Origin of the sequence: Pseudomonas sp. TWI923 (genome assembly GCF_039673365.1) — a bacterium.
Taxonomy (GTDB): Bacteria; Pseudomonadota; Gammaproteobacteria; order Pseudomonadales; family Pseudomonadaceae; genus Aquipseudomonas; species Aquipseudomonas sichuanensis.
Map to the genome: position 1 here is coordinate 13,387 of NZ_JBDJLM010000027.1, position 25,478 is coordinate 38,864.

Below are 25,478 nucleotides of genomic sequence, written 5' to 3' on the forward strand. Positions count from 1 at the left end.
TTCCGTGACATGTTTTTTACCCTTCTCCTAGCAGGAAGTTTCCATTTTTTTTGCCCGAATTATCACTTTCAATGCTGTGGACCTCGGCCTCATCCTTCAGATTCACCCCCGACAGTTGCCTTTTGCAGGCTTCGCGCATCAGGTACAGCAGGCGATGGGCGGCCATGCCATAGCTCAGGCCTTCCAGGCGCACGTTGGAAATGCAGTTGCGATAGGCGTCGGTCAGGCCGACCTTGGGCGCGTAGGTGAAGTACAGCCCGAGGCTGTCGGGCGAGCTCAGCCCCGGGCGTTCGCCGATCAGCATCACGGTCATGCGTGCCTTGAGCAGCTCGCCCACTTCATCGGCCACCGCCACCCGGCCTTGTTCCACCAGCACCACCGGGGCGCTGGTCCAGCCGTCGGCGGCGGCCTGCTCCTCGAAGCGGCTGAGGAAGGGCAGGGTGTGGCGGTGCACGGCCAGGGCCGACAGGCCGTCGGCGACGACGATGGCCAGGTCGACGCCCGCCGGGTTGGCCTGGGCGTGTTCACGCAGTTGCTGGGCAGAGTCCGCGTGCAGGCGCCGGCCTAGGTCGGGGCGCTGCAGGTACTGGTTGCGGTCGCTGGCGGCGCTGTGCAGCAGCAGGCTGGCGCGGCCACGATCACTGAGCTGCTGGCGCAGGCCGGCATGGTCGAAGGGCAGGTGCACGGCATCGCGGGCCTGGGCGTGAGCGTACTGGAAGTCCAGTTGGGCGCTGGTCGGCAGGCTGATACCGGTGCGGCCCAGGGCGATGCGCGCCGGGGTGAGGTTACGCAAGGCCAGCCAGGGGTTTTGCTCGGTGGGGGTATGTCGGTCCATGGGCGCTCCTAGGCCAGCTGCGCGAGCGCGTGGCGGAAGGCCGGCGGCAGGTTGTCGCCGAAGCGGACACGGCCATCGGCCTGGGTGAAGATGCCGGTGCGCTCGAGCCATGCTTCGAATTCCGGCCCGGGTTTGAGGCCGAGGGTTTGCCGTGCATACAGCGCATCGTGGAACGAGGTGGTCTGGTAGTTGAGCATGATGTCGTCGGAGCCGGGGATGCCCATGATGAAGTTGATCCCGGCCACGCCCAGCAGGGTGAGCAGGGTGTCCATGTCGTCCTGGTCGGCTTCGGCATGGTTGGTGTAGCAGATGTCGCAGCCCATCGGCACGCCCAGCAGCTTGCCGCAGAAGTGATCCTCGAGGCCGGCGCGGATGATCTGCTTGCCGTTGTAGAGGTACTCCGGGCCGATGAAGCCGACCACGGTGTTGACCAGGAAGGGTTTGAAATGCCGGGCCACGGCATAGGCGCGGGTTTCGCAGGTTTGCTGGTCGACGCCGTGGTGGGCGTTGGCCGACAGGGCGCTGCCCTGGCCGGTTTCGAAGTACATCAGGTTCTGTCCGAGGGTGCCGCGCTTGAGCGACAACCCGGCCTCGTAGCCTTCCTGCAGCACGTTGAGGTTGATGCCGAAGCCGGCATTCGCAGCTTCCGTGCCGGCGATCGACTGGAACACCAGGTCCAGTGGCACGCCCCGGTTGATCGCCTCGATGCTGGTGGTGACGTGGGTCAGCACGCAGGACTGGGTGGGGATCTGGTAGCGCTGGATGATGTTGTCGAGCATCACCAGTAGGTCGCAGATCGAGGCGATGCTGTCGGTGGCCGGGTTGATGCCGATCATGGCATCGCCGTTGCCGTACAGCAGGCCGTCGAGGATGCTGGCGGCGATCCCGGCGGGTTCGTCGGTGGGGTGGTTGGGTTGCAGTCGTGTCGACAGCCGCCCACGCAGGCCCATGGTGCCGCGGAAGGCGGTGACCACGCGGATCTTCTGCGCCACCAGCACCAGGTCCTGCACACGCATGATCTTCGACACGGCCGCAGCCATTTCTGGTGTCAGGCCGGGGGCCAGGGCGCGCAGGCTGTGTTCGTCGGCCTGCTCGCCGAGCAGCCAGTCGCGCAGGCCGCCGACGGTCAGGTGGCTGACCGGGGCGAAGGCCTGCGGGTCATGACTGTCGATGATCAGCCGGGTGACTTCATCGTCTTCGTAGGGGATCAGCGCTTCGCTGAGGAAATGCTTGAGCGGGATATTGGCCAGGGCCATCTGCGCGGCGACCCGTTCGCCATCGTTGCTGGCGGCCACCCCGGCCAGGTAGTCGCCCGAGCGTGCCGGGCTGGCCTTGGCCATGACCTCTTTGAGGCTGTCGAAACGGTAGAGCTGGTTGCCCACCGTGTGTACGAAACTTGCCATACAGAATCTCCAGAGCGCCGCAGGGCTGGCCTGCGGCGCGGGTCGACGATCAGTGCAGGGCCTCTTCGGCCTTCTGGATCGCGGCGAATTCCTCTTCCGGCGTGCCGGCCACCAGGTGGTGGCGGCTGTAGAACGCAAAGTAGGCAATCAACACCGCGTAGATCACCGCGGCGCCAATCACCACCCGCGGGTCGACCAGGAAGCCGGCGACCACGGCGATACAGGCCAGCACCAGGGCCACGCCCGAGGTGAAGATGCCACCGGGGGTGCGATACGGGCGCTCCATTTTCGGGCGACGGATACGCAGGGTGATGTGCGCGGCCATCATCAGCACATAGGACAGCGTAGCGCCGAATACCGCCACCAGGATCAGCAGGTCGCCCTGGCCGGTCAGCGACAGGGCGAAGCCGATGATCCCGGGGATCACCAGGGCCAGTACCGGGGCCTTGCTCTTGTTGGTCTGCGACAGTTTGCGCGGCAGGTAGCCGGCACGGGACAGTGCGAAGATCTGCCGCGAATAGGCGTAGATGATCGAGAAGAAGCTGGCAATCAGGCCGGCCAGGCCGACCAGGTTGACGAAGCCGCCCATCCAGGTGGAGCCGCCGTAGGCTTTGGCCAGCGCCTCGACCAGCGGGTTGCCCGAGGCCTTGAGGGCGTCGGCCCCTGCGCCGCCGGGGCCGACCACCAGGATCAGCAGGGCGAAGGCCAGCAGCACCAGCATGGCGCCGATCAGGCCGCGCGGCAGGTCACGTTTGGGGTTCTTGGTTTCTTCGGCGGCCAGGGGCACGCCTTCGACGGCGAGGAAGAACCAGATCGCATAGGGGATCGCGGCCCACACGCCGACATAACCGAACGGCAGGAAGCTGCTGGCACCGACAGCGTCGGTCTTGGCGATGTCGAACAGGTTGGCTGCATCGAAATGGGGCACCATGCCGATCAGGAACACCGCCAGGGCGATGGCGGCGACGGCGGTGATGATGAACATCAGTTTCAGTGCCTCACCCACGCCGAAGATGTGGATGCCGATGAAGATGATGTAGAACGCCAGGTAGATCATCCAGCCGCCGATGCCGAACAGCGACTGGCAGTAGGCACCGATGAACACGGCGATGGCCGCGGGGGCGATGGCGTATTCGATGAGGATCGCCGTGCCGGTAAGGAAGCCGCCCCAGGGCCCGAACGCGCTGCGGGCAAAGCCGTAGCCGCCGCCGGCGGTGGGGATCATCGAGGACAGCTCGGCCAGCGAGAAGCACATGCACAGGTACATGGTGGCCATCAGCAAGGTGGCGAGGAACATGCCGCCCCAGCCACCCTGGGCGAGGCCGAAGTTCCAGCCGGCGTAGTCGCCGGAAATCACGTAGGCCACGCCCAGGCCGACCAGCAGGACCCAGCCGGCGGCACCTTTTTTCAGTTCACGTTGCTGGAAATACTCGGAATTGACCTTTTCAAAGTCGACGGAAGAGCTTGCCGGCGCGCCGGCGGAATGATCGCTTGGCATGGATTCACCTGTTGTTTTTCTTGGTGGCCGGAAGGGTTCCGGGCCTTGGTGATTTGTGTTGCAGGAAGCGAGCCAGAGCGGTTGCTGCACGGCAACCGGCCTGGGTTCTGGTGTTGCAGGTCTGGCCTCTTCGCGGGTAAACCCGCTCCCACAGGCCTTGTGCTGAACCTGTGGGAGCGGCGGTGCGCCGATGCGATTTACCCGCGAAGCAGGCGACGCGGTTTAGAAGAAGCCCAGCGGGTTGATGTCGTAGCTCACCAGCAGGTTCTTGGTCTGCTGGTAGTGGTCGAGCATCATCTTGTGGGTTTCACGGCCGACGCCGGACTTTTTGTAGCCACCGAACGCGGCATGCGCCGGGTACAGGTGGTAGCAGTTGGTCCACACACGGCCGGCCTTGATGCCGCGGCCCATGCGGTAGGCGCGGTTGATGTCGCGGGTCCACACACCGGCGCCGAGGCCGAACTCGGTGTCGTTGGCAATCGCCAGGGCTTCGGCTTCGTCCTTGAAGGTGGTGACGCTGACCACCGGGCCGAAGATTTCTTCCTGGAACACGCGCATCTTGTTGTTGCCCTTGAGCAGGGTCGGCTGAATGTAGTAACCCGTGGCCAGCGACCCTTCGAGTTGCTCCACCTTGCCGCCGGTCAGCAGCTCGGCGCCTTCTTCCTGGGCGATCTTCAGGTAGGACTGGATCTTGTCGAACTGCTGCTGCGAGGCCTGGGCGCCGACCATGGTGTCGGTGTCCAGCGGGTCGCCGCGCTTGATCTGCAGCACCTTCTTCATCACCACTTCCATGAACTGCGGGTAGATCGACTCCTGTACCAGCGCCCGCGACGGGCAGGTGCACACTTCGCCCTGGTTGAAGAATGCCAGCACCATGCCTTCGGCGGCCTTGTCGATGAAGCTCGGCTCGGCCTGCATGATGTCTTCGAAGTACACGTTCGGCGACTTGCCGCCCAGTTCGACGGTCGACGGGATGATGTTCTCGGCCGCGCACTTCATGATGTGCGAGCCGACCGGGGTGGAGCCGGTGAAGGCGATCTTGGCGATGCGCTTGCTGGTGGCCAGCGCTTCACCGGCTTCGCGGCCATAGCCTTGCACCACGTTGAGCACGCCTTTGGGCAGCAGGTCGCCGATCAGCTCAAGCAGCACGGTGATGCCCAGCGGGGTCTGTTCGGCGGGCTTGAGCACCACGCAGTTGCCGGCGGCCAGGGCCGGGGCGAGCTTCCAGGCGGCCATCAGCAGCGGGAAGTTCCAGGGGATGATCTGCCCGACCACGCCCAGCGGCTCGTGGATGTGGTAGGCCACGGTGTTCTCGTTGATCTCGGCGGCGCCGCCTTCCTGGGCGCGAATGCAGCCGGCGAAGTAGCGGAAATGGTCGACGGCCAGCGGGATGTCGGCGTTGAGGGTTTCGCGGATCGGCTTGCCGTTGTCCCAGGTTTCGGTGATGGCCAGCAGTTCGAGGTTCTGCTCGATGCGGTCGGCGATCTTCAGCAGCACGTTGGAGCGGTCCTGCACTGAAGTGCGGCCCCAGGCATCGGCGGCGGCGTGGGCGGCGTCGAGGGCCTTGTCGATGTCTTCGGCAGTGGAACGAGGGAACTCGGCGATCGGCTGGCCGTTCACCGGCGAGGTGTTGGTGAAGTACTCACCCTTTACCGGAGGAACGAACTCACCACCGATGTAGTTGCCGTAGCGGGTCTTGAAGTTGACCTTGGCGCCCTCGGTACCGGGATGTGCGTAACGCATGGTGTGTCTCCTGGTCATTGTGATTGTTGCGGAGTTACCAAGCGTAGAGCAAAGGTCGGGCCAGTGCCGTCGGGCCCTTGCAGATCAATGACTTGGGTCATTTTTCCAGGCGGGTCGGCATGACGCTGTACCAAGGTTGGCACGGGCCGGGTGACACTTTGTACCGTTGATGACACAGCCGGTGACTCGGTGGTCAGCCAGCATTGCAAAGCGCTCGTGCCTGGAGGATGCTGGCGCAACGCTCTATCTGCGGAGAACAACAACAAATGCAGAGCAATTCGTTCAGCCGCCACGCCCAGCAAGTGCTGACTGTCGCCCATGGCCAGGCCAGCGGGCCAGGCAGCGACCCCTCCATCGCCCGCTCCTGGCTGCGTTGCCTGGAGGACTATCACCTCGACCCTGCGCGCGCCCAGGCCCCGGTGGTGCTCGAACACGGCCGCCTGCTGGAAAGCCGCGAGCGCCTGCAGCAGGTGCTGCAGATCGCCGACAACGAGATGAACAGCCTGCACCAGCAGCTTTCGGGCAGCGGGCATGCGGTGCTGCTCACCGATGCCCGCGGGGTGATCCTCAACTGCGTGACCGCACCCGGCGAGCGGCGCATTTTCGAGCGTGCCGGGTTGTGGCTTGGTGCCGACTGGAGCGAGGCGCGCGAGGGCACCAACGGCATCGGCACTTGCCTGGTCGAGCGCCAGGCCCTGACCATCCACCAGGGCGAGCACTTTCGTGGCCGTCATACCGGCCTGACCTGCTCGGCCAGCCCGGTGTTCGATCCCCACGGTGAACTGCTGGCGGTGCTCGACGTGTCGTCGGCGCGGCCTGACGTGTCGCGCCAGAGCCAGTTCCACACCATGGCGCTGGTCAACCTGTCGGCGAAGATGATCGAGAGCTGTTACTTCCTGCGCCACTTCGAGCAGCAATGGCTGCTGCGTTTCCACCTGCAGGCCGAATCGGTCGGTTTGTTCAGCGAGGGCTTGCTGGCGTTCGACGGCGACGGGCGGATCTGTGCTGCCAACCAGAGCGCGCTGAACCTGCTGGGCAGCATTCGCGGTGGCGTGCTGGGCAAGCCGGTTGATCGGTTCTTTGCCTGCAGTCATGACGAACTGTTCAGCCGCGCCACGGCGCAAGGCAGCACGGCGTGGCCACTGCATACCCGTGATGGCCGGCAGGTGTTCGCCAGCCTGCGCGGGCAGGCGCGTAAACCTGTGTGGTCGGTACCGGCAGCGTTGCCCCAGGCACGCCAGGCCGCCGAGCCAGGCATCTGCCTGCTCGACCCGGCGTTGCAACATGACTTTCGCCGGGCGGTGCGGGTCTTCGAGCGTGATGTACCGCTGCTGCTGCGCGGTGAGACCGGTTGTGGCAAGGAGGCGTTCGCCCAGGCCGTGCACCAGGCCAGTGCCCGCCGTCACAAGCCCTTCGTGGCGATCAACTGCGCGTCGATCCCGGAAAGCCTGATCGAGAGCGAGCTGTTCGGCTATCGCGGCGGCAGTTTCACCGGGGCACGCAAGGAAGGCATGCGCGGCAAGCTGTTGCAGGCCGATGGCGGCACCCTGTTGCTCGACGAGATCGGCGACATGCCGCTGACATTGCAGACCCGCTTGCTGCGAGTGCTGGAAGAGCGTCAGGTGGTGCCGATTGGCGGTGAGCCGCAAGCTGTGGATGTGCGCATCATCAGCGCCACCCACCGCGATTTGCTCGAGCGGGTGGAGCAGGGCGGCTTTCGCGAAGACCTTTATTACCGCCTCAATGGCCTGGAGGTGGCGTTGCCGGCGCTGCGTGAGCGCAGTGACAAAGGGCAGTTGCTGGACTTTTTGCTGGGTCAGGAGGCCGAAGGGCAGGCGCTGGCTATCGAGCCCGCGGCGCGTCAGGCGCTGCTCGATTTTGCCTGGCCGGGTAACGTGCGGCAGATGCGTAACGTGCTGCGCACGCTGGTGGCGTTGTGTGATGAGGGCCTGATCGAGTTTCAGGACCTCCCGGCTTTGGTTCGTAACGTGGGAGCGGGCTTGCCCCGCGATGGCGTCCGACCAGGCAAGGACGATGGCCCTGCCGACGCCATCGCGGGGCAAGCCCGCTCCCACAATGGTCATGCTCGCCTTGAGAATGCCGAACGTGATGCATTGCTGGCAGTACTGGAAGCCAACCGCTGGCACATGACCCATGTCGCCGAGCACTTGGGCATCAGCCGCAACACCCTGTATCGGAAACTGCGCAAACACGGCATCGCCAGGGCCGGCTGAGCGAAACAGCGGGTGCGATTTCCCGCGCCCTGGGCTACCCTGCGTCGACGTTTTGCGAGGTCGACCATGCACATTCATATTCTCGGTATTTGCGGCACTTTCATGGGCTCGCTGGCGGTGCTGGCCAAGGCACTTGGCCATCGCGTCACCGGCTCGGACGCCAACGTTTATCCGCCCATGAGCACCCAGCTCGAAGCCCAGGGCATCGAGCTCACCCAGGGCTATGACCCTGCACAACTGGAGCCGGCCCCGGACCTGGTGGTGATCGGCAACGCCATGTCGCGGGGCAACCCGGCGGTGGAGTACGTGCTGAACAAGGGCCTGCCTTATGTGTCCGGCCCGCAGTGGCTGGCCGACCATGTGCTGCAGGGCCGTTGGGTGCTGGCAGTGGCCGGCACCCACGGCAAGACCACCACCAGCAGCATGCTGGCCTGGGTGCTCGAACACGCCGGCATGAGCCCGGGCTTCCTCATCGGTGGCGTACCGCAGAACTTCTCGGTCTCCGCCCGCCTGGGCGATACGCCGTTCTTCGTGGTCGAGGCCGACGAATACGACAGCGCGTTCTTCGACAAGCGCTCGAAGTTCGTCCACTACCACCCGCGCACCGCGATCCTCAACAACCTTGAGTTCGATCACGCGGACATCTTCCCGGACCTTGCATCCATCGAGCGGCAGTTCCATCACCTGGTGCGCACCATCCCGAGCGAAGGCCTGGTGATCCACCCGACCACCGAGCAGGCCCTGGAGCGGGTAATCGGCATGGGCTGCTGGACCCCGGTGCAGACCACCGGCGAGGGTGGCCAATGGCAGGCGCGCCTGCTCAGTGCCGACGGCTCGCGCTTCGAAGTGCTGTTCGGCGGTGAGGTGCAAGGCGTGGTGGACTGGGAAATGACCGGCCAGCATAACGTCGCCAACGCCCTGGCCACCCTGGCCGCCGCCCGTCATGTCGGTGTGGTGCCGGCCATGGCCATCGACGGCCTCAGTGCGTTCAAGAGTGTGAAGCGGCGCATGGAGAAGGTTGCCGAAGTGCAGGGCGTGACCATCTACGACGACTTCGCCCACCACCCGACCGCCATCGCTACCACCCTCGATGGCCTGCGCAAGCGCGTCGGCGAGGCACCGGTGATCGCGGTGATCGAGCCGCGCTCCAACTCCATGAAGCTCGGCGCGCACCGCGATGGCTTGCCGGAAAGTGTCAACGATGCCGACCAGGTGATCTGGTATGCCCCGGCCAACCTGGGCTGGGACCTCGCCGCCACGGCCGCCCAGTGCAAGGTACCCAGTGTGGTCGCCGACAGCCTTGAAGCGATCATCGAACGCATCAAGGGCCAGGCCCGCCCGGGCACCCATGTGGTGATCATGAGCAACGGCGGTTTCGGCGGCCTGCATGGCAAGCTGGCCGAGGCACTGAAGTGAACGGGCCGCAGCGCATCACCCTGGCCATGACCGGCGCCTCTGGGGCGCAATATGGCCTGCGCCTGCTCGACTGCCTGGTGCGTGAGGACCGCGAGGTGCACTTCCTCATCTCCAAGGCTGCGCAGTTGGTGATGGCCACCGAGACCGATGTGCTGCTGCCGGCCAAGCCCCAGGCGATGCAGGCCTTCCTCACCGAGTACACCGGCGCCGCCGATGGGCAGATCCGTGTGTATGGCAAGGAAGACTGGATGTCGCCGGTGGCTTCGGGCTCCGGCGCGCCGGCGGCGATGGTGGTGGTGCCCTGTTCCACCGGTACGCTCTCGGCGATTGCCACCGGCGCCTGCAACAACCTGATCGAACGCGCGGCCGACGTCACGCTCAAGGAGAGACGCCAGTTGATCCTGGTGCCGCGTGAAGCACCGTTCTCCACCATCCACCTGGAGAACATGCTCAAGCTTTCGCAGATGGGCGCGGTGATCTTGCCGGCGGCGCCGGGCTTCTACCACCAGCCGCAGACCATCGACGACCTGGTGGATTTCGTCGTGGCGCGCATTCTCAACCTGCTGAACATTCCCCAGGACATGCTGCCGCGCTGGGGTGAGCATCACTACGGGGTCGACGATTGAGGCGGGTTCTGTTCGGGCTGCTGGTGCTGACCCAGCTTGGCGGTTGCGCCACGGTGCGCACGCTGGACGCGAACAAGCCGGGCGCCCCGGTGGTGTATGCCGGGACGCGGCTGGACCTGTATGTGATCAATGGCGGCTGTTGCCCGCAAGATCACTTCGGTGCGCTGGCGCCGGCCTATCCGGGGCTGGACCTGCCGGGGAGCGCGTTGCTCGACACCTTGCTGTTGCCGTTGTCGTTGCTGACGGCGGCGGGGATTGGCTTTAACGCCACAGGTGGGCTGTAGCAAAAGGTTAGTCATTGATCAGGTAGAGACTGTGGGAGCGGGTTTACCCGCGAATGCGTCTTTGGGTTCAATGGCGCATTCGCGGGTGAACCCGCTCCCACAGGTTATGCACTTCGCGTTTCAATTCACTTTTTGCCCAGCCTGCGCAGTTCGTCCGACTCGACCACCCGAATCCCGTCCTCTTCTTCCAGCGCCAGGCGCCACAGCGCCCTGGCCAGCGTACAGGCCTCGATCCCACGATACTTGCCCGGGATCAGGCGAGAGAAGGGCGCGGCCATGCGCTCACCCAGTCGAGGCTCGATGCGCTCGCCCAGCAGCAATGACGGCCGCACGATGGTCAGCTGCGGCCAGTCCTGACGCTTGAGCGCCTCTTCCATCTCGCCCTTGACCCGGTTGTAGAAGATCGAAGATTTTGCGTCGGCCCCCAGCGCGCTGATCACCAGCAGGTGGCGCGCACCCATCTCGCGGGCGCGCTTGCTGAAGGCCACGACCATGTCCAGGTCGACCGCACGGAAGGCGTTTTCCGAGCCGGCCTGCTTGAGCGTGGTGCCCAGGCAGCAGAAGGCGATATCGACACGGCCGGCCAGTTGCGGGAGAAACACGGCCGGGTCACCCACCGGGTTTTCCAGGTGCGGGTGCTCGGCCAGCGGCCGGCGAGTCGGCGCCAGCACGCGGCTGATGGTGGGCTCGTTGAGCAGGCGGTCGAGCAGGTGTTCACCCGTCAGACCCGTGGCACCGGCAAGCAGGACATGCTGAGGCGTCAAGTACATGATGTCTCTCCCTTGTTACACACAGCTTAGTGGGTGGCAGGTATTTTTGCCTGTTCGCCCGGTACTGGCTGTGTGCTATTGCGCAAGGCTTGTTCGGCCTGTTGGCGGCGCAGGCGCTGCCAGTGCGTGACCACGGCCGGCGGCGCCCAGAGCTGCGGCTCAGAGGCTTCGAAACCTTCCCTTCTCTCCCGTTCGGCAACACTTTGCCGCGCCAGTTCAAACGCCTGTTTCAGGTCGTCGGTCTGGTTCAATGCCTGGGCGAACAGGGCATCGCCGAAATAGGTGAAGTCGGCCTCTTCCGAGCAGCCGAACGATACCCGGTCGGGGCGGGCGGCGGTCATGATCAAGGTTCGGTCGTCCTTGAGCGGGGCGATGTAGCCACCGGAGTAGCAGGCGGAGACAACGATGACCTTGTCGCGGTCCTTGAGGGGGGCGAGGGCGCTGGTCAGCTCGTCGGCGGTCAGGTCGGCCAGTTGCAGGCGCGGCTGGTCGAGCACCAGCTGGTGGTCATGGCTGCCGTGGCTGGTCAGGTAGACGAACACCAGGTCTTCCGGGCCGCTGCGCTCGGCGATCACGCGGGCGGCGCGGGTGAGGTTCTCGCGGGTGGCCATGGGGCGGTCGGCAAGGTGGTCGCGATGGTTGACCAGGGTTACCTGGCCATGGGCGCCGAAGCGAACCTTGAGCATGTTGCTGACGTAGTCGGCCTCGCGCATGAACACGCTTTGCTGGCCATCGCCGGCCACCACCAGGCTGTACAGCTGCACGGGGGGGAGCGAGCGCGGCACCTTGCTCAGGGCATCGTCCAGCAGCTTGCCCTGGTTGAGCAGGGCCAGGTCGAGTGGGTCGGGCAGCAGCTTGCTGTTCTCGTCACGCACACGCACGCCGTTGGTCCAGTAGCCAGCCTCGACCCGGCCGTCGGGGTGGGTCAGGCGGCCATGGCCCTGATAGGCGTCGTCGGCGAAGCCGCCAATGTACTCGCTGCCATCGGCCAGTTGCAGGCTGCCGTTGCCGTTGAACTTCCAGTCACGAAAAGCCCCTTTGTAGCGGCTGCCGTCGCTGCCCAGCAGTTCGCCCTGGCCCACCAGCGAGCCATCCTTGAAGTCGCCGATCCACACATCGCCGTCGGCATTCTCGTAGCGCCCTCGGCCTTCGAGGCGGTTGTCCTTGAACTCACCGATGTACTGCTCGCCGTCGGCGCTGTCGTAGGTGCCGGCGCCCTGCAGCTGGCCGTCGATGAAATGGCCGCTGAACTGATTGCCGCTGGCATCGCTGCGTACCCCGGCGCCATTGGGCTTGCCTTTGGCGAAAAGGCCCTGGTAACGGCTGCCGTCGGCCAGGTCGAGCTGGCCGGCGCCGTCGTACTGGTCGTCCTTGAACTGGCCGCGGTAGGTCTGGTCATGTTGCTTGAGGGTGCCTTCGCCGTCGCGGCGGCCGTGCTTGAAGGTGCCGGCGTAATGGCTGCCTGGGGTGGTGAGGTCGCCCAGGCCCTGGAACAGCCCGGCGGCGAACTGGCCACGGTAGACCTCGCCGTTGCTGCCGTGCCATTCGCCCTGGCCATGCCATTGGCCATCCTTGAAGGTGCCGGCGTACCAGCTGCCATTGGGGTAGTCGATGCGCCCCTCGCCCTGCAACAGGCCGTTGACCACCTGGCCCCGGTAGCGGCCGCCATCGGGCAGGCGGGCGTCAGGTGGCGACAGGGGTTCGCCATCGCCGCAGGCGGCGAGCAGCAGGATCAGGGTCAGGGGTAGCAGGGGGCGCATGGCGGGTTCCGGGCCGAACGACGCATGGAGTATGCCGCACAATGCGTGAAAGGGTGAATTGGGGCGTTTGTGGGAGTGGGTAAGCCCACTCCCACAGGTGTTCAGTCAGCCCTTCAGACGAAGCAGAGCGACAGCGGCTCGGCGATATAGGCAGGTTTCTCCTCACCTTCGATCTCGAGGGTGACGGTGGCCTTGAGCAGCCACTGGCCGGGCTTCTTCTCGATGGCGTCGGTCAGGTCCACCTTCAGCCGCACATTGCTGTCGACTTTGACCGGTTGGATGAAGCGCACGCTGTCCAGGCCGTAGTTGACCACCATCTTCAGGCCTTCGGGCAGCACCAGCAGGTCCTCCATCAGCTTGGGGATCAGCGACAGCGTGAGGAAACCATGGGCGATGGTGGTACCGAACGGGGTCTTCGCCGCTTTGACCGGGTCGACATGGATGAACTGGAAATCGCCGGTGGCCTCGGCGAACAGGTTGATGCGTTGCTGATCAATCTTCAGCCAGGCGGAACGTCCCAGTTCCTTACCAACGTACTGCGAAAGCTCTGTAACTGGTACATGGGGCATCGCGACTCTCCAGGTTGTCATTTGGTACGAATGTGCAAGATCAGCACGGCCAGCCGTTGCAGTCAAGTTATGCCTTTTTCGCCGAATATCGCCTTATAGCCGCGTGCTTGGCGTGCTTATAATGGCCGCCTGCTTTCAGGAGGTCTTTATGCTGTTGCGTGGGTTGACCTGGCTGGTGCTGTTCCAGCTGCTGGGGACGGCGATCAATCATCTGTTCCTGCCTATCCTGCCCGGGCCGATCATCGGCCTGTTGCTGCTGTTGGCCTTCCTGATGGCGCGCGGTGAAGTGGGCAAGCCGCTCAACGAAGCCGCCAGCAGCCTGCTGCGTTACCTGCCGTTGCTGCTGGTGCCGCCGGCCGTGGGGGTGATGGTCTACGCCAGGGACATTGCCGCCGACTTCTGGGCCATCGCCGGCGCCTTGCTGATCTCCTGCCTGGTGACCCTGGTGTTCGTTGGCGTGCTCATGCAGAAGCTGATCCACCGCCAGGGCAAGCGCGAGGAGCTGCCATGACCCTCGACTGGCACGGCGCGCTCGACGCGGTGATCCATCATCCGTTGTTCGGCATCGGTATCACCCTGGCGGCCTACCAGTTGGTGCTGGCGGCTTATGAAAAGACCCGCTGGATCTTCCTGCAGCCGGTGCTGGTGTCGATGCTGGTGGTGATCGGCGTGCTGCTGGTGTGCGGCATCGACTACGCCGAGTACCGCAAGAGCACCGAGATCATGGGGACGTTGCTTGGGCCGGCTACCGTTGCCCTGGCGGTGCCGCTCTACCTGAACCTGCGACGCATCCGTCAGCTGTTCTGGCCGACATTTACTACGCTGGTAATCGGAGGTTTGTTCGCCACGCTGGCCTGCCTGGCGCTGGGCTGGTGGTTCGGTGCCGAGCATATGATCCTGATGACCATGGCGCCCAAGTCGGTCACCTCGCCGATCGCCATGCTGGTGGCTGAACAGATTGGTGGCGTGGCGGCGCTGGCGGCGGTGTTCGTGCTGATCACCGGGGTGATCGGGGCGATCTTCGGCCCGGCGCTGTTGACCCGCTTCGGCGTGCTCAGCCCCGAGGCCCGCGGCATGGCCCTTGGCGTAACCGCCCACGCGGTGGGTACCTCGGTGGCCTTGCAGGAAAGTGATGAATGCGGCGCCTTCGCCGCGCTGGCGATGAGCCTGATGGGGGTGGCCACGGCGGTGTTTCTGCCGTTGGCGGTCAGCCTGGTGGCATGAGGACTTGAGATGACGTTACCGCTGTTTCCCCTCAATACCGTGCTGTTCCCCGGTTGCCTGCTCGACCTGCAGATCTTCGAGGCGCGCTACCTGGACATGATCGGCCGCTGCATGAAGCAAGGTGCAGGCTTTGGTGTGGTGTGCATCCTCGAGGGCGAGCAGGTGGGCAAGGCCCCGCCGGCGGTGGCATCGATAGGTTGTGAGGCCCTGATCCGCGATTTCGTGCAGCAGGACAACGGCCTGCTGGGGATTCGCGTCGAAGGTGTGCGGCGCTTCAGTGTCGAGCAGACCGAGGTGCAGAAGGACCAGTTGCTGGTCGGTGAAGTCAACTGGCTGCCGGAACTGGCCGACAGTCCGCTGGTAGAGCAGGACGATGACCTGCTGGCGCTGCTGCTGGCGCTGGGCGAGCACCCGATGGTAGAGGCGCTGGACATGCCGCGTGACGTGGACGGGCGGCAGTCGCTGGGCAACCAGCTCGCCTATCTGTTGCCGTTCATGGAAGAAGACAAGCTCGATTTGCTGGCGATCGATTCGCCGCAGCAACGGCTGGAGGCGATCCAGGCGTTGCTGGAGCGGATCCAGGGCGAGCTGTTCGCCTGATCCGGCGGGCTATGCGGTCCCTGTAGGAGCGGCCTTGTGCCGCGAAAGGGGCGCGCAGCGGCCCCAGGATCTCGGCTTCATGCAAAATTGCTGGGGCTGCTGCGCAGCCCTTTCGCGGCACAAGGCCGCTCCTACAGGGATTCGCGATACCTGAGGGCAGTCAGTCAATACTGATAACGCAGCAACGCCTTCGGCAATGCATGCAGCACAAAGAACGCCAGCAGCGCGACACACGCCGGCAGCACCAGCCACCACACCCGTTGCGACAAGGCCGTGAGCGGCTGGCGATACTGCACCAGCGTCAGGCCCAGCGCGCACACGCAGCACGCCAACAGCGCCCCGGCCAGGATATCGGTCGGCCAGTGTGCCCCCAGGTACACCCGCGACAGGGCGATCGCCAGGGCCGGCAGGCAGCCCAGCATCACCCAGGTCAGGCGCATGCGCGGTGGTTGCCCGCGCCCGGCCAGTACCGCCAGCACCAGGAAGAAGGCGAACGCCGCCGAGCTGTGGCCGCTGGGCATGCTGTAGCTGGTCAGGGGGTCGCTCAGCACCTCTGGTCGGGCCCGGGCAAACAGCCATTTCAGCGTGCCATTGGCGATTGCCGTGCCGATCAGTACCGAGCCTGCGAACAGTGCATGGCGCCACTGCCGGGCCAGCAGCAACAACCCGGTCAGCAGCCCACCAAGGAAGAACTGCGTACGGAAGTCGCCCAGGCGGGTGATCATCACCACGGCGCCGTCGAGTGCCTGGCTGCGGTGCTCCTGCACCAGGGTCATCACCCCTTGATCGAATTCGCTCAGGAACGGCCAGCCGACGAACAGGGCGGCCACCGCCACGCCGCTGAGCGCGGCGACCAGGCGGGTGCCGTGGCGCTGGTCGCGGATGCTGCTGTTCAGGCTCAGGCCAATCAGTACCGCAAGGGTGCCGAAGATGATCCCGGCATCCAGCCAGAACCCCTCGGGCAGCGGCAGGCGCATGGCGGCGCCGGTGGCCCAGCCAGGCAGCAGGTAGGCCACCGACCAGCCGGCGCCGGCCACCAGGCTGACGGCGATGAAGCGCGGCAGCGGCATGTCGAACATGCCCGCGACCATCGGCAGCATCGGCCGCAGCGGGCCGATGAAGCGGCCCACCAGCAGGCTGGCGATGCCGTAGCGCTGGAAGTAGGCCTCGGCGCTGCCAATCCATTCTGGGTGGCTGCGCAGCAGCGGCAGGCGGCGGATGTTCTGGTGGAAATACTTGCCCACGGCATAGGAAATGGCGTCACCCAGCAGGCCGCCGAGGAAACCCAGCAACAGGGTTTCGCCCAGGCTGAAGGCGCCGCTGCCGGCCAGCACGGCGACTGCGAACAGCAGTACGGTGCCGGGCACGATGATGCCGGCGATCGCCAGGCATTCCACGCAGGCCACCACGAAGATCGCCAGGCCCAGCCACTGCGGGTTGGCGCCAAGCCAGGAGGTCAGGCTGTCTAGCCATTGGCCCATGGGTCAGTTTCCTTGTTCGAGAATGAAGAAGTCTTGGCCTTCGACCTGGCCGCGGCGCAGTGGGTTGCGCGTGCAGTAGCGGGCATATTCGGCGTCGACGAAACGATAGGGCAGGTGCTCGTCACGGCCGTGGGGGATCCCCAGTCGGGCGGCCTGCAGCACCCGGGGCACGCGGATGCCGCAGTCCTCGACGTACAACCGCTCGGGGTCGAAGCGCTTGGCGTCCCAGTGCGGCACCTTGAGGCCCATGGCCCGGCATAACAGGGTCTGGCCGTTGCACAGGCGTTCTGGCGGGCGCAGGTTGCCGCTGGCGTCGGGGTTGTTCAGTTGCATCTGCGCCAGGCTGTTTTCGTCGGACAGGGCATCGACCCAAGGGTAGGCGGACTTGATCAGCACCGCGTTGCCCGGGCCATGGGCGCTGAAGTTCAGTGAGTCGCCGCCGCGGGCGTAGTACATGTAGATATGCCCGCCATCGAGGAACAGCGCCTTGCGCTTTTCGGTGAAACCCAGGGACGCGTGGCTGCCCTTGTCGGTGAGGTAGTAGGCCTCGGTCTCGATGATCCGCGCCGCCAGCCAGAGATTGCCGTGACGGTGGCGGATCACCTTGCCGAGCAGGTCGCGGGCGAGGGTCTGGGCGTCGCGGTCGAAAAAGCTGTCGGGCAGGGCGCGGGCCGGGCAGGGGGCGTGTTCGGGCATGCGGGCGGTTCGTGGCGGTAAAGCCGGGGATGATAGCAATGAATGGCTTAATCGAGGCTGAATCGCGGGTAGCTTCATCGCTGGCAAGCCAGCTCCCACAGGAGGGAGCCACGTCTGTGGGAGCTGGCTTGCCAGCGATGACGGTAGTGCAGGCGCAGGATTTTTCGATAAGGCTGGTTACATCTTTCCTACACATCGACGCCCACCATTTTCTACCATCCGCCACCCACCGCTGGGCGTACCGAAGCGCGCCAGTTATAATCAGCCGATTTCCCCTTTCGCCAAGACACCGAGCCCATGACTGAGTCCGTTCTTGACTACATGACCCGCCTGGGTCACGCCGCCCGTGAGGCCTCGCGGGTCATCGGCCGTGCCAGCACCGCGCAGAAGAACCGCGCCCTGCAGGCCGCCGCCGACGCGCTGGACGCCGCCCGCGACGTGCTCACCGCAGCCAATGAACAGGACCTTGCCAATGGCCGCGCCAATGGCCTGGAGCCCGCACTGCTCGACCGCCTGGCACTCACCCCGGCGCGTATCGACGGCATGATCACCGGCCTGCGCCAGGTGGCCAGCCTGCCGGACCCGGTCGGCGCCATACGGGACATGAGCTACCGCCCGTCGGGCATCCAGGTCGGCAAGATGCGCGTGCCGCTGGGGGTGATCGGGATCATCTACGAATCGCGTCCCAACGTGACCATCGACGCCGCCAGCCTGTGCCTCAAGTCGGGCAACGCCACCATCCTGCGCGGCGGTTCCGAAGCCATCCATTCCAACCGCGCCATTGCCACCTGCATCCAGCGTGGCCTGGCCGAGGCCGGCTTGCCGCCGGCGGTGGTGCAGGTGGTCGAGACCACCGACCGTGCCGCGGTGGGCGCGCTGATCAGCATGCCCGAGTTCGTCGATGTGATCGTGCCGCGCGGCGGCCGTGGCCTGATCGAACGCATCAGCCGCGACGCGCGGGTGCCGGTGATCAAGCACCTGGATGGCATCTGTCACGTTTTCGTCGACGAACACGCCGACCTGGACAAGGCCTGGCGCGTTGCCTTCAACGCCAAGACCTACCGCTACGGCATCTGCGGCGCCATGGAAACGCTGCTGGTCGACCAGCGCGTGGCCGAGCGCTTCCTGCCGGAGATGGCCCGCCGCTTCCAGGAAAAGGGCGTCGAGCTGCGCGGTTGCCAGCGCACCCAGGCGATCATCGACTGCCAGCCGGCCACTGAAGACGACTGGCACACCGAATACCTCGACGCGATCCTGTCGATCCGTGTGGTCGACGGCCTGGACCAGGCCATCGAGCACATCAATCACTATGGCTCGCACCACACCGATTCGATCATCACCGAACACCAGGGCCAGGCCCGGCGCTTCATCGCCGAGGTCGACTCGGCGTCGGTCATGCTCAACACCCCGACCTGCTTCGCCGATGGCTTCGAGTACGGCTTGGGCGCGGAGATCGGCATTTCCACCGACAAGCTGCATGCCCGCGGCCCGGTCGGCCTGGAAGGCCTGACCTGCGAGAAGTACGTGGTGATCGGCGACGGCCAGCTGCGCGGCCAGGAGTCCTGCTGAGTTGAGCAAGGCGGTGGCAGTTCGGCGCGTCGGCATGCTCGGCGGTACCTTCGACCCGGTGCATATCGGTCACCTGCGCAGTGCGCTGGAAGTGGCCGAATTCATGCACCTGGACGAGTTGCGTCTGCTGCCCAACGCCCGCCCGCCGCACCGCGATACGCCACAAGTGGCGGCGCAGGACCGCTTGGCCATGGTGCGCAGCGCCGTAGAGGGTGTCGGCTGCCTGAGCGTGGACGCGCGTGAGCTGGCGCGCGACAAGCCGTCGTACACCATCGACACCCTGGAATCGGTGCGTGCCGAGCTGAACGGGCACGACCAGTTGTTCCTGATCATGGGTTGGGACGCGTTCTGCGGCCTGCCCAGCTGGCACCGCTGGGAAGAGTTGTTGCAACACTGTCACATCCTGGTGCTGCAACGCCCGGATGCTGATGTCGAACCCCCTGACGAGCTGCGCAACCTGCTGGCTGCGCGCTCACAGAACGACCCCACCGCCATGTCCGGCCCGGCGGGGCATATTTCGTTCGTCTGGCAGACGCCGCTCGCGGTGTCCGCCACGCAGATCCGACAGCTGCTGGCCAGCGGCAAGTCGGCGCGGTTCCTGGTGCCGGACGCAGTACTGGCCTATATCGAGGCGCACGATCTGTATCGTGCGTCCAACTGACGGCGCCCACGGGCGCCTCATTCAATGAGTTGAACGAGTTTTATATGACCAAGCAGAAAATCAATGGCATCAGTGGCGAAGAGCTGGTCGCGCTGACCAAGGCCGCGCTGGAAGACGTCAAGGCCCAGGACATCCAGGTTATCGACGTGCGCGAGAAGCACAGCCTGACCGACTTCATGATCATCGCCACCGGTACTTCCAATCGCCAGATCAACGCGATGCTGGAAAAGGTCCGTGAAGCGGTCAAGGCCAAGGGCGCTCAGCCACTGGGCGAAGAAGGCAAGGGCGACAGCGACTGGGTGCTGCTGGACCTGAACGACGTCATCGTGCACATGATGACCGCCGCCGCGCGCCAGTTCTACGACCTGGAGCGCCTGTGGCTGGGTGCCGAGCAGAGCCGCGCCAACGATGGCAAGCACCACAGCCCGGAGCACGCGCACGAGTATTCCGACAAGCTCAAAGACCGGGAATAAGGAAGCGTCGTGCGTCTGCGTCTGATCGCGGTCGGCTCGCGCATGCCCAAGTGGGTCGAGGAAGGCTGGCATGAATATGCCAAGCGCCTGCCCCCGGAGCTTGCGCTCGAGCTGGTGGAAATCCCGCTGAATACCCGCGGCAAGAACGCCGATGTCGCCCGCCTGATCCGTCAGGAGGGCGAGGCGATGCTGAGCAAGGTGCAGCCCGGGGAACGCATCGTCACGCTGGAGGTCCATGGCAAGCCGTGGAGTACCGAGCAGCTGGCGGGCGAGCTGGACCGTTGGCGCCTGGATGCGCGTACGGTCAACCTGATGGTGGGCGGCCCGGAAGGGCTGGCGCCGGAGGTCTGCGCACGCAGCGAGCAGCGTTGGTCGCTGTCGCCGCTGACGTTGCCGCACCCGTTGGTAAGGATACTGATCGGCGAGCAGATCTATCGCGCCTGGACCGTGCTGTCCGGGCATCCGTACCACAAATGAACCTGTAAGCCCGCCGATGCCGCAGCAGATCCGCCTCAAGGACCACGAGAAAGACGCCCGCCTGGTGCGCAACCGCGTCGTCGTGGGCGCCGTGGCGGTGGTGCTGCTCGTCTGCGTATTGATCGCCCGGCTCTACTTCCTTCAGGTCATCCAGTTCGACTACCACTCGACGCTGTCGGAAAACAACCGGGTGCATGTGCAGCCGATCCCGCCGACCCGCGGGCTGATCTTCGACCGCAACGGGGTGATCGTCGCCGACAACCGGCCCAGCTTCAGCCTGGTGATGACCCGCGAGCGCTCCGGCAACCCTGGCAAGTGGCAGGAAGTGCTGGATGTGATCGTCGAGGTGCTGGACCTCACCCCGGATGACCGCGCCCTGTTCGAGAAGCGCATGAAGCAGGGGCGTCGGCCATTCGAGCCGGTGCCGATCCTGTTCGAGCTCAACGAAGAACAGATCGCCCGTATCGCGGTCAACCAGTTCCGCCTGCCCGGTGTCGAGGTGGCGGCGCAGTTGGTACGTCACTACCCGCAGGGCGCGCACTTTGCCCACTCGGTGGGCTACGTGGGGCGGATCAACGAGAAAGAGCTGAAGACCCTCGACCCGGTGAACTACAGCGGCACCCACCACATCGGCAAGACCGGCATCGAGCGATTCTACGAAGACGACCTGCACGGCCAGGTGGGCTACGAGGAAGTCGAGACCAATGCCCGGGGCCGGGTGCTGCGGGTGCTCAAGCGCACCGACCCCAAGCCGGGCAAGGATATCGTGCTGAGCCTCGACATCAAGCTGCAGGAAGCGGCCGAGCAGGCGCTGGGCGGGCGGCGCGGCGCGATCGTGGCGCTCGACCCGCGCACCGGCGAAGTGCTGGCGATGGTCAGCCAGCCGAGCTTCGACCCCAACCTGTTCGTCACCGGCATCAGCTTCAAGGCCTATGCCGAGCTGCGCGACTCGATCGACCGGCCACTGTTCAACCGTGTGCTGCGCGGCCTGTACCCGCCGGGCTCGACCATCAAGCCGGCGGTGGCCATTGCCGGCCTGGACAGTGGGGTGGTGACCGCCTCCAGCCGGGTGTTCGACCCGGGCTACTACCAACTGCCCAACTACGACCACAAGTACCGCAACTGGAACCGCACCGGCGATGGCTGGGTGGACCTGGATGTGGCGATCATGCGCTCGAATGACACGTACTTCTACGATCTTGCACACAAGATGGGCATCGACCGCTTGTCCAACTACATGAACCGGTTCGGCATCGGGCAGAAGGTCTCGCTGGACATGTTCGAGGAATCCCCCGGTCTGATGCCGTCCCGTGAATGGAAGCGCGCCACCCGCCGCCAGGCCTGGTTCCCGGGCGAAACGCTGATCCTCGGTATCGGCCAGGGCTACATGCAGACCACGCCGCTGCAACTGGCCCAGGCCACCGCGCTGATCGCCAACAAGGGGGTGTGGAACCGCCCGCACCTGGCCAAGACCATCGAAGGCCAGCCGCCGGTGGACGAGAACCCGATGGAGAACATCGTCCTGCGCGACAAGTCCGACTGGGCCAAGGTCACCCATGGCATGGAGCAGGTGATGCACGGTGCCCGTGGTACCGCGCGCAAGGCGGCCCTTGGCTCGCAATACCGTATCGCCGGCAAGAGCGGCACCGCGCAGGTGGTGGCGATCAAGCAGGGCGAGAAGTACGACCGCAACAAGCTCCAGGAGCGCCACCGCGACCACGCCCTGTTCGTTGCCTTCGCCCCCGCCGAAGACCCGAAGATCGTGGTCTCGGTGATGGTCGAGAACGGCGAGTCCGGCTCCGGTGTCGCCGCCCCCGTGGTACGCCAGGTCATGGACGCCTGGCTGCTCGACGAGAACGGCCGGCTCAAGCCTGAGTTCGGCCCCGCCACAGTCGCCCAGGAAACGGCCCCGTGATGAACAACTTCGATCGCATGCTCTCCAGCGAAGACGTGATGCGCCGACGCGCCAGCTTCCTGCAGCGCATCCACGTCGACGGCCCCTTGCTGCTCATCCTGCTGACGCTGGCCGCCGGCAGCCTGTTCGTGCTGTATTCGGCCAGCGGCAAGAACTGGGACCTGCTGATGAAGCAGGCCTCTTCCTTCGGCATCGGCCTGGTGTCGATGTTCATCATTGCCCAACTGGAGCCGCGCTTCATGGCACGCTGGGTGCCGCTGGCCTACCTCACCGGGGTGATGCTGCTGGTGGTGGTGGACGTGATGGGCCACAACGCCATGGGCGCCACGCGCTGGATCAACATCCCCGGGGTGATTCGCTTCCAGCCCTCGGAGTTCATGAAGATCATCATGCCGGCGACCATCGCCTGGTACCTGTCCAAGCGCACCCTGCCGCCGCATCTGAAGCACGTGGCGATCAGCCTGGTGCTGATCGGCGTACCGTTCATCCTCATCGTGCGCCAGCCCGACCTCGGCACGGCGCTGCTGATCCTCGCCTCCGGCGCCTTCGTGCTGTTCATGGGCGGCCTGCGCTGGCGCTGGATCATCAGTGTGATCGCCGCGGCGGTGCCGGTGGCAGTGGCCATGTGGTTCTTCGTCATGCACGACTACCAGAAGCAGCGCGTGCTGACCTTCCTCGACCCGGAAAGCGACCCGCTGGGCACCGGCTGGAACATCATCCAGTCCAAGGCGGCGATCGGCTCGGGTGGGGTATTCGGCAAGGGCTGGTTGCTGGGCACCCAGTCGCACCTGGACTTTCTTCCGGAAAGCCACACCGACTTCATCATCGCCGTGCTGGGCGAGGAATTCGGCCTGGTCGGCATTTGCCTGCTGCTGCTGATCTACATGCTGCTGATCGGCCGTGGGCTGATGATCACGGCCCAGGCGCAGACCCTGTTCGGCAAGCTGCTCGCGGGCAGCCTGACCATGACCTTCTTTGTTTATGTGTTCGTCAATATCGGTATGGTCAGCGGCCTTCTGCCCGTGGTGGGCGTGCCGCTGCCCTTCATCAGCTATGGCGGAACTTCGTTGGTGACGCTGCTGTCAGCGTTTGGCGTTCTGATGTCGATCCATACGCACCGCAAATGGATTGCTCAAGTTTGAAAAAGGTGAAGAATTCAATGCAAGCAGTGCGTGGCTGGTTTGCCCGTTGTGTGCCGTGGATCGGTGTGGTGGGCCTGTGCGGCGCTGTCCAGCAAGCCCTTGCCGGCGATTACGACGGCTCGCCCCAGGTGGCCGAGTTCGTTGGCGAGATGACCCGTGATTACGGCTTTGCCAGTGAGCAGTTGCTGGGCGTGTTCAGCGAGGTACAGCGCAAGCAGGCGATCCTCGACGCGATCTCGCGGCCGGCCGAGCGGGTCAAGCCGTGGAAAGAGTACCGTCCGATGTTCATCACCGACGCGCGCATCGCCCGCGGGGTGGACTTCTGGCGCCAGCACGAGGCGGTGCTGGCCCGCGCCGAGCAGGAATACGGCGTGCCGGCGCAGTACATCGTCTCGATCATCGGCGTGGAGACCTTCTTCGGCCGCAACACCGGCAACTACCGGGTGATCGACGCACTGTCCACCCTCGGTTTCGACTATCCGCCGCGTGCCGAATTCTTCCGCAAGGAGCTGCGCGAGTTCCTGCTGCTGGCCCGTGACGAGCAGCTCGACCCGCTGACGCTCAAGGGCTCCTACGCCGGCGCCATGGGCCTGCCGCAATTCATGCCGAGCAGCTTTCGCAACTACGCGGTGGATTTCGACGGCGACGGCCACATCAATATCTGGAACAACCCTGACGATGCCATCGGCAGCGTCGCCAGCTACTTCAAGCGTCACGGCTGGGTAGCCGGTGGGGCCGTGGTCAGCCGCGCGCAGGTCGCAGGCGCCAGCGCCGACGAAGGCCTGACCACCGGCATCGAGCCGGTCAAGACCGTGGGGCAGTTGCGAGCGCTGGGCTGGTCGAGTCATGATGCGCTGCGCGATGATCTGCCGGTCACCGCCTTCCGCCTGGAAGGTGAGTACGGCCCCGAGTACTGGATGGGCCAGAAGAACTTCTACGCGATCACTCGCTATAACCGCAGCGTGATGTATGCCATGGCGGTGCATCAGCTTGCCGAACAGCTGGTTCAAGCACGGGGCGTCAAGTAATGCGCGCAATCATATCTGCCAACACCTTCAAGCTGCTGACCTGCGTCACCGTCGGCATGCTCCTGGTCAGCTGCTCTACCAGCCGCCCGACCTCCCAGGGCAGCGGCAACGCGGTGCGTTCGCAGCCGGGCCTGGACATCAACCGCGCCCACAAGGATGGCGCGCCGTGGTGGGACGTGGACGTCAACAAGATCCCCGATGCCACCCCGACCGTGCACACCGGCAACTACAAGGCCAACCCGTACACGGTGCTGGGCAAGACCTATTACCCGATGCAGGACTCGCGCAACTACCGCGCCGAGGGCACTGCCTCGTGGTACGGCACCAAGTTCCACGGGCAGAACACCGCCAACGGCGAACTGTACGACCTCTATGGCATGAGCGCGGCGCACAAGACCTTGCCGCTGCCGGCCTACGTGCGGGTGACCAACCTGGCCAACGGCCGCAGCGTGATCCTGCGGGTCAACGACCGTGGGCCGTTCTATTCCGACCGCATCATCGACCTGTCCTACGCTGCGGCGAAGAAGCTCGGCTATGCCGAGAGCGGTACCGCCCATGTGCGCGTCGAAGGTATCGACCCGCAGCAATGGTGGGCCCAGCGTGGCCAGCAGCCGCCGCTGATGCTCAAGGAGCCGCAGGTCGCCCAGGCCCAGCCGATCGCCGCCAGCACCGGGCGTGTCGAGCAGTGGACCCCGCCGCCGCAGCAGCACGCGGCACCCGTGGTGCCGGTGCAGCTGAGCGGCAACAACGTGCCGAACAGCAACGGTGGCAGCATCCTGCAGGTGGGCGCCTTCGCCAACCCGGACGCCGCCGAGCTGCTGCGCTCCAAGCTGAGCACCATGGTCAGTGCGCCGGTGTTCATCAGCTCCGTCGTGCGTAATCAGCAGACCCTGCACCGAGTCCGCCTGGGGCCGATCAACAGCCAGGGCGAGATCCAGCAGACCCAGGACAGCATTCGCCTGGCCAATCTCGGCCAGGCCAAAGTCGTCACCGACTAGCAGCGGCAAGCTTCAAGCTGCAAGCCTCAAGAAAAAGCCACGGTGCACGCCTGCTCTTTCTTGCCGCTTGAAGCTT

Annotated in this window: 24 protein-coding genes; 15 read left to right on the plus strand and 9 right to left on the minus strand. The window is 65.2% G+C overall.

Translation table 11 applies throughout. The features are described from left to right. Positions 1–16: 16 nt before the first annotated feature. The 4 genes from eutC to ABE459_RS12875 all read right to left on the minus strand — a co-directional run bounded on the left by eutC (position 17) and on the right by ABE459_RS12875 (position 5,479). The gene (eutC, locus tag ABE459_RS12860; RefSeq protein ID WP_125462453.1) at positions 17–835 is read right to left on the minus strand and encodes an ethanolamine ammonia-lyase subunit EutC; all 819 of its coding nucleotides are present in this window, start codon (positions 833–835) and stop codon (positions 17–19) included. An 8-nt stretch (positions 836–843) separates the two neighbouring features. Continuing rightward, a complete protein-coding gene (locus ABE459_RS12865; protein WP_125462454.1) occupies positions 844–2,238 on the minus strand; it encodes an ethanolamine ammonia-lyase subunit EutB in 1,395 nt (464 codons plus the stop codon). Between the two features lie 49 nt (positions 2,239–2,287). Then, positions 2,288–3,736, minus strand: coding sequence for an ethanolamine permease (gene eat / locus ABE459_RS12870; protein ID WP_125857293.1), 1,449 nt, complete (start codon positions 3,734–3,736; stop codon positions 2,288–2,290). A 222-nt stretch (positions 3,737–3,958) separates the two neighbouring features. After that, positions 3,959–5,479, minus strand: coding sequence for an aldehyde dehydrogenase family protein (locus tag ABE459_RS12875; RefSeq protein ID WP_125462456.1), 1,521 nt, complete (start codon positions 5,477–5,479; stop codon positions 3,959–3,961). Positions 5,480–5,745: 266 nt separating this feature from the next. Between ABE459_RS12875 and ABE459_RS12880 the strand changes: the two genes are divergently transcribed. The 4 genes from ABE459_RS12880 (at position 5,746) to ABE459_RS12895 (ending at position 10,039) form a co-directional block, all read left to right on the plus strand. After that, positions 5,746–7,713 carry a sigma-54-dependent Fis family transcriptional regulator gene (locus ABE459_RS12880; protein WP_323830315.1) on the plus strand — a complete coding sequence of 656 codons (1,968 nt, stop codon included), beginning with the start codon at positions 5,746–5,748 and terminating at the stop codon, positions 7,711–7,713. A 66-nt stretch (positions 7,714–7,779) separates the two neighbouring features. Then, entirely contained in the window at positions 7,780–9,129 is a 1,350-nt protein-coding gene (gene mpl / locus ABE459_RS12885) for a UDP-N-acetylmuramate:L-alanyl-gamma-D-glutamyl-meso-diaminopimelate ligase (RefSeq protein WP_323830316.1), read from the plus strand. Continuing rightward, entirely contained in the window at positions 9,126–9,755 is a 630-nt protein-coding gene (gene ubiX, locus ABE459_RS12890; RefSeq protein WP_125462459.1) for a flavin prenyltransferase UbiX, read from the plus strand. The genes mpl and ubiX overlap by 4 nt, the downstream gene beginning before the upstream one ends. After that, on the plus strand, positions 9,752–10,039 hold the full coding sequence (locus tag ABE459_RS12895) for a YceK/YidQ family lipoprotein (RefSeq protein ID WP_258705627.1): 288 nt from the start codon (positions 9,752–9,754) through the stop codon (positions 10,037–10,039). The genes ubiX and ABE459_RS12895 overlap by 4 nt, the downstream gene beginning before the upstream one ends. Before the next feature lie 125 nt (positions 10,040–10,164). Here ABE459_RS12895 and ABE459_RS12900 read toward each other — a convergent pair whose 3' ends face one another. The 3 genes from ABE459_RS12900 to ABE459_RS12910 all read right to left on the minus strand — a co-directional run bounded on the left by ABE459_RS12900 (position 10,165) and on the right by ABE459_RS12910 (position 13,138). Further along, on the minus strand, positions 10,165–10,809 hold the full coding sequence (locus ABE459_RS12900; RefSeq protein WP_125462461.1) for an oxidoreductase: 645 nt from the start codon (positions 10,807–10,809) through the stop codon (positions 10,165–10,167). Positions 10,810–10,835: 26 nt separating this feature from the next. Continuing rightward, complete coding sequence (locus ABE459_RS12905; protein WP_323830317.1) at positions 10,836–12,569, minus strand: C13 family peptidase; 1,734 nt, start codon at positions 12,567–12,569, stop codon at positions 10,836–10,838. Positions 12,570–12,682: 113 nt separating this feature from the next. Continuing rightward, on the minus strand, positions 12,683–13,138 hold the full coding sequence (locus ABE459_RS12910; protein WP_125462463.1) for a MaoC family dehydratase: 456 nt from the start codon (positions 13,136–13,138) through the stop codon (positions 12,683–12,685). Positions 13,139–13,286: 148 nt separating this feature from the next. Here ABE459_RS12910 and ABE459_RS12915 point away from each other — a divergent pair, with 148 nt between their 5' ends. From ABE459_RS12915 to ABE459_RS12925, 3 genes are read left to right on the plus strand one after another with little or no spacing between them, the layout of a single operon-like run. Next, positions 13,287–13,649 (plus strand): CidA/LrgA family protein, encoded by a 363-nt coding sequence (locus ABE459_RS12915; RefSeq protein ID WP_125857298.1) that lies wholly within the window; start codon positions 13,287–13,289, stop codon positions 13,647–13,649. After that, positions 13,646–14,362: an LrgB family protein gene (locus tag ABE459_RS12920; RefSeq protein ID WP_110993385.1), complete on the plus strand. Its 717-nt coding sequence runs from the start codon at positions 13,646–13,648 to the stop codon at positions 14,360–14,362. Before ABE459_RS12915 ends, ABE459_RS12920 begins: the two co-directional genes overlap by 4 nt. Positions 14,363–14,371: 9 nt before the next feature. Next, positions 14,372–14,962: an LON peptidase substrate-binding domain-containing protein gene (locus ABE459_RS12925; RefSeq protein ID WP_125462465.1), complete on the plus strand. Its 591-nt coding sequence runs from the start codon at positions 14,372–14,374 to the stop codon at positions 14,960–14,962. A gap of 164 nt (positions 14,963–15,126) precedes the next feature. Here ABE459_RS12925 and ABE459_RS12930 read toward each other — a convergent pair whose 3' ends face one another. Then, on the minus strand, positions 15,127–16,443 hold the full coding sequence (locus tag ABE459_RS12930) for a bifunctional DedA family/phosphatase PAP2 family protein (RefSeq protein WP_323830318.1): 1,317 nt from the start codon (positions 16,441–16,443) through the stop codon (positions 15,127–15,129). 3 nt (positions 16,444–16,446) lie between these two features. Further along, positions 16,447–17,139 (minus strand): DNA-3-methyladenine glycosylase, encoded by a 693-nt coding sequence (locus ABE459_RS12935; protein ID WP_323830319.1) that lies wholly within the window; start codon positions 17,137–17,139, stop codon positions 16,447–16,449. A gap of 297 nt (positions 17,140–17,436) precedes the next feature. Here ABE459_RS12935 and ABE459_RS12940 point away from each other — a divergent pair, with 297 nt between their 5' ends. Genes ABE459_RS12940 through ABE459_RS12975 form a run of 8 tightly spaced genes read left to right on the plus strand, consistent with a single transcriptional unit; the run spans position 17,437 to position 25,402 of the window. Continuing rightward, on the plus strand, positions 17,437–18,708 hold the full coding sequence (locus tag ABE459_RS12940) for a glutamate-5-semialdehyde dehydrogenase (protein WP_125462468.1): 1,272 nt from the start codon (positions 17,437–17,439) through the stop codon (positions 18,706–18,708). Positions 18,709–18,742: 34 nt separating this feature from the next. Further along, complete coding sequence (nadD, locus tag ABE459_RS12945) at positions 18,743–19,369, plus strand: nicotinate-nucleotide adenylyltransferase (protein ID WP_189654551.1); 627 nt, start codon at positions 18,743–18,745, stop codon at positions 19,367–19,369. 44 nt (positions 19,370–19,413) lie between these two features. Further along, a complete protein-coding gene (gene rsfS / locus ABE459_RS12950) occupies positions 19,414–19,842 on the plus strand; it encodes a ribosome silencing factor (protein WP_110993391.1) in 429 nt (142 codons plus the stop codon). A gap of 9 nt (positions 19,843–19,851) precedes the next feature. Next, positions 19,852–20,319: a 23S rRNA (pseudouridine(1915)-N(3))-methyltransferase RlmH gene (rlmH, locus tag ABE459_RS12955; RefSeq protein WP_023631106.1), complete on the plus strand. Its 468-nt coding sequence runs from the start codon at positions 19,852–19,854 to the stop codon at positions 20,317–20,319. A 16-nt stretch (positions 20,320–20,335) separates the two neighbouring features. Continuing rightward, complete coding sequence (gene mrdA, locus ABE459_RS12960) at positions 20,336–22,234, plus strand: penicillin-binding protein 2 (protein ID WP_323830320.1); 1,899 nt, start codon at positions 20,336–20,338, stop codon at positions 22,232–22,234. A 38-nt stretch (positions 22,235–22,272) separates the two neighbouring features. Next, positions 22,273–23,376 (plus strand): rod shape-determining protein RodA, encoded by a 1,104-nt coding sequence (gene rodA / locus ABE459_RS12965; protein ID WP_323830373.1) that lies wholly within the window; start codon positions 22,273–22,275, stop codon positions 23,374–23,376. A gap of 17 nt (positions 23,377–23,393) precedes the next feature. Next, a complete protein-coding gene (mltB, locus tag ABE459_RS12970) occupies positions 23,394–24,404 on the plus strand; it encodes a lytic murein transglycosylase B (protein WP_125462471.1) in 1,011 nt (336 codons plus the stop codon). Continuing rightward, positions 24,404–25,402 carry a septal ring lytic transglycosylase RlpA family protein gene (locus tag ABE459_RS12975; protein ID WP_323830321.1) on the plus strand — a complete coding sequence of 333 codons (999 nt, stop codon included), beginning with the start codon at positions 24,404–24,406 and terminating at the stop codon, positions 25,400–25,402. The genes mltB and ABE459_RS12975 overlap by 1 nt, the downstream gene beginning before the upstream one ends. Positions 25,403–25,478 lie beyond the last annotated feature (76 nt).

Excerpts from the sequence above, each read along its gene's own strand:
- eutC (WP_125462453.1), bottom strand. The coding sequence starts at position 835 with ATGGACCGACATACCCCCACCGAGCAAAACCCCTGGCTGGCCTTGCGT.
- ABE459_RS12865 (WP_125462454.1), bottom strand. The coding sequence starts at position 2,238 with ATGGCAAGTTTCGTACACACGGTGGGCAACCAGCTCTACCGTTTCGAC.
- eat (WP_125857293.1), bottom strand. The coding sequence starts at position 3,736 with ATGCCAAGCGATCATTCCGCCGGCGCGCCGGCAAGCTCTTCCGTCGAC.
- ABE459_RS12875 (WP_125462456.1), bottom strand. The coding sequence starts at position 5,479 with ATGCGTTACGCACATCCCGGTACCGAGGGCGCCAAGGTCAACTTCAAG.
- ABE459_RS12880 (WP_323830315.1), top strand. The coding sequence starts at position 5,746 with ATGCAGAGCAATTCGTTCAGCCGCCACGCCCAGCAAGTGCTGACTGTC.
- mpl (WP_323830316.1), top strand. The coding sequence starts at position 7,780 with ATGCACATTCATATTCTCGGTATTTGCGGCACTTTCATGGGCTCGCTG.
- ABE459_RS12900 (WP_125462461.1), bottom strand. The coding sequence starts at position 10,809 with ATGTACTTGACGCCTCAGCATGTCCTGCTTGCCGGTGCCACGGGTCTG.
- ABE459_RS12905 (WP_323830317.1), bottom strand. The coding sequence starts at position 12,569 with ATGCGCCCCCTGCTACCCCTGACCCTGATCCTGCTGCTCGCCGCCTGC.
- ABE459_RS12910 (WP_125462463.1), bottom strand. The coding sequence starts at position 13,138 with ATGCCCCATGTACCAGTTACAGAGCTTTCGCAGTACGTTGGTAAGGAA.
- ABE459_RS12915 (WP_125857298.1), top strand. The coding sequence starts at position 13,287 with ATGCTGTTGCGTGGGTTGACCTGGCTGGTGCTGTTCCAGCTGCTGGGG.
- ABE459_RS12920 (WP_110993385.1), top strand. The coding sequence starts at position 13,646 with ATGACCCTCGACTGGCACGGCGCGCTCGACGCGGTGATCCATCATCCG.
- ABE459_RS12925 (WP_125462465.1), top strand. The coding sequence starts at position 14,372 with ATGACGTTACCGCTGTTTCCCCTCAATACCGTGCTGTTCCCCGGTTGC.
- ABE459_RS12930 (WP_323830318.1), bottom strand. The coding sequence starts at position 16,443 with ATGGGCCAATGGCTAGACAGCCTGACCTCCTGGCTTGGCGCCAACCCG.
- ABE459_RS12935 (WP_323830319.1), bottom strand. The coding sequence starts at position 17,139 with ATGCCCGAACACGCCCCCTGCCCGGCCCGCGCCCTGCCCGACAGCTTT.
- ABE459_RS12940 (WP_125462468.1), top strand. The coding sequence starts at position 17,437 with ATGACTGAGTCCGTTCTTGACTACATGACCCGCCTGGGTCACGCCGCC.
- nadD (WP_189654551.1), top strand. The coding sequence starts at position 18,743 with ATGCTCGGCGGTACCTTCGACCCGGTGCATATCGGTCACCTGCGCAGT.
- rsfS (WP_110993391.1), top strand. The coding sequence starts at position 19,414 with ATGACCAAGCAGAAAATCAATGGCATCAGTGGCGAAGAGCTGGTCGCG.
- mrdA (WP_323830320.1), top strand. The coding sequence starts at position 20,336 with ATGCCGCAGCAGATCCGCCTCAAGGACCACGAGAAAGACGCCCGCCTG.
- rodA (WP_323830373.1), top strand. The coding sequence starts at position 22,273 with ATGCGCCGACGCGCCAGCTTCCTGCAGCGCATCCACGTCGACGGCCCC.
- mltB (WP_125462471.1), top strand. The coding sequence starts at position 23,394 with ATGCAAGCAGTGCGTGGCTGGTTTGCCCGTTGTGTGCCGTGGATCGGT.
- ABE459_RS12975 (WP_323830321.1), top strand. The coding sequence starts at position 24,404 with ATGCGCGCAATCATATCTGCCAACACCTTCAAGCTGCTGACCTGCGTC.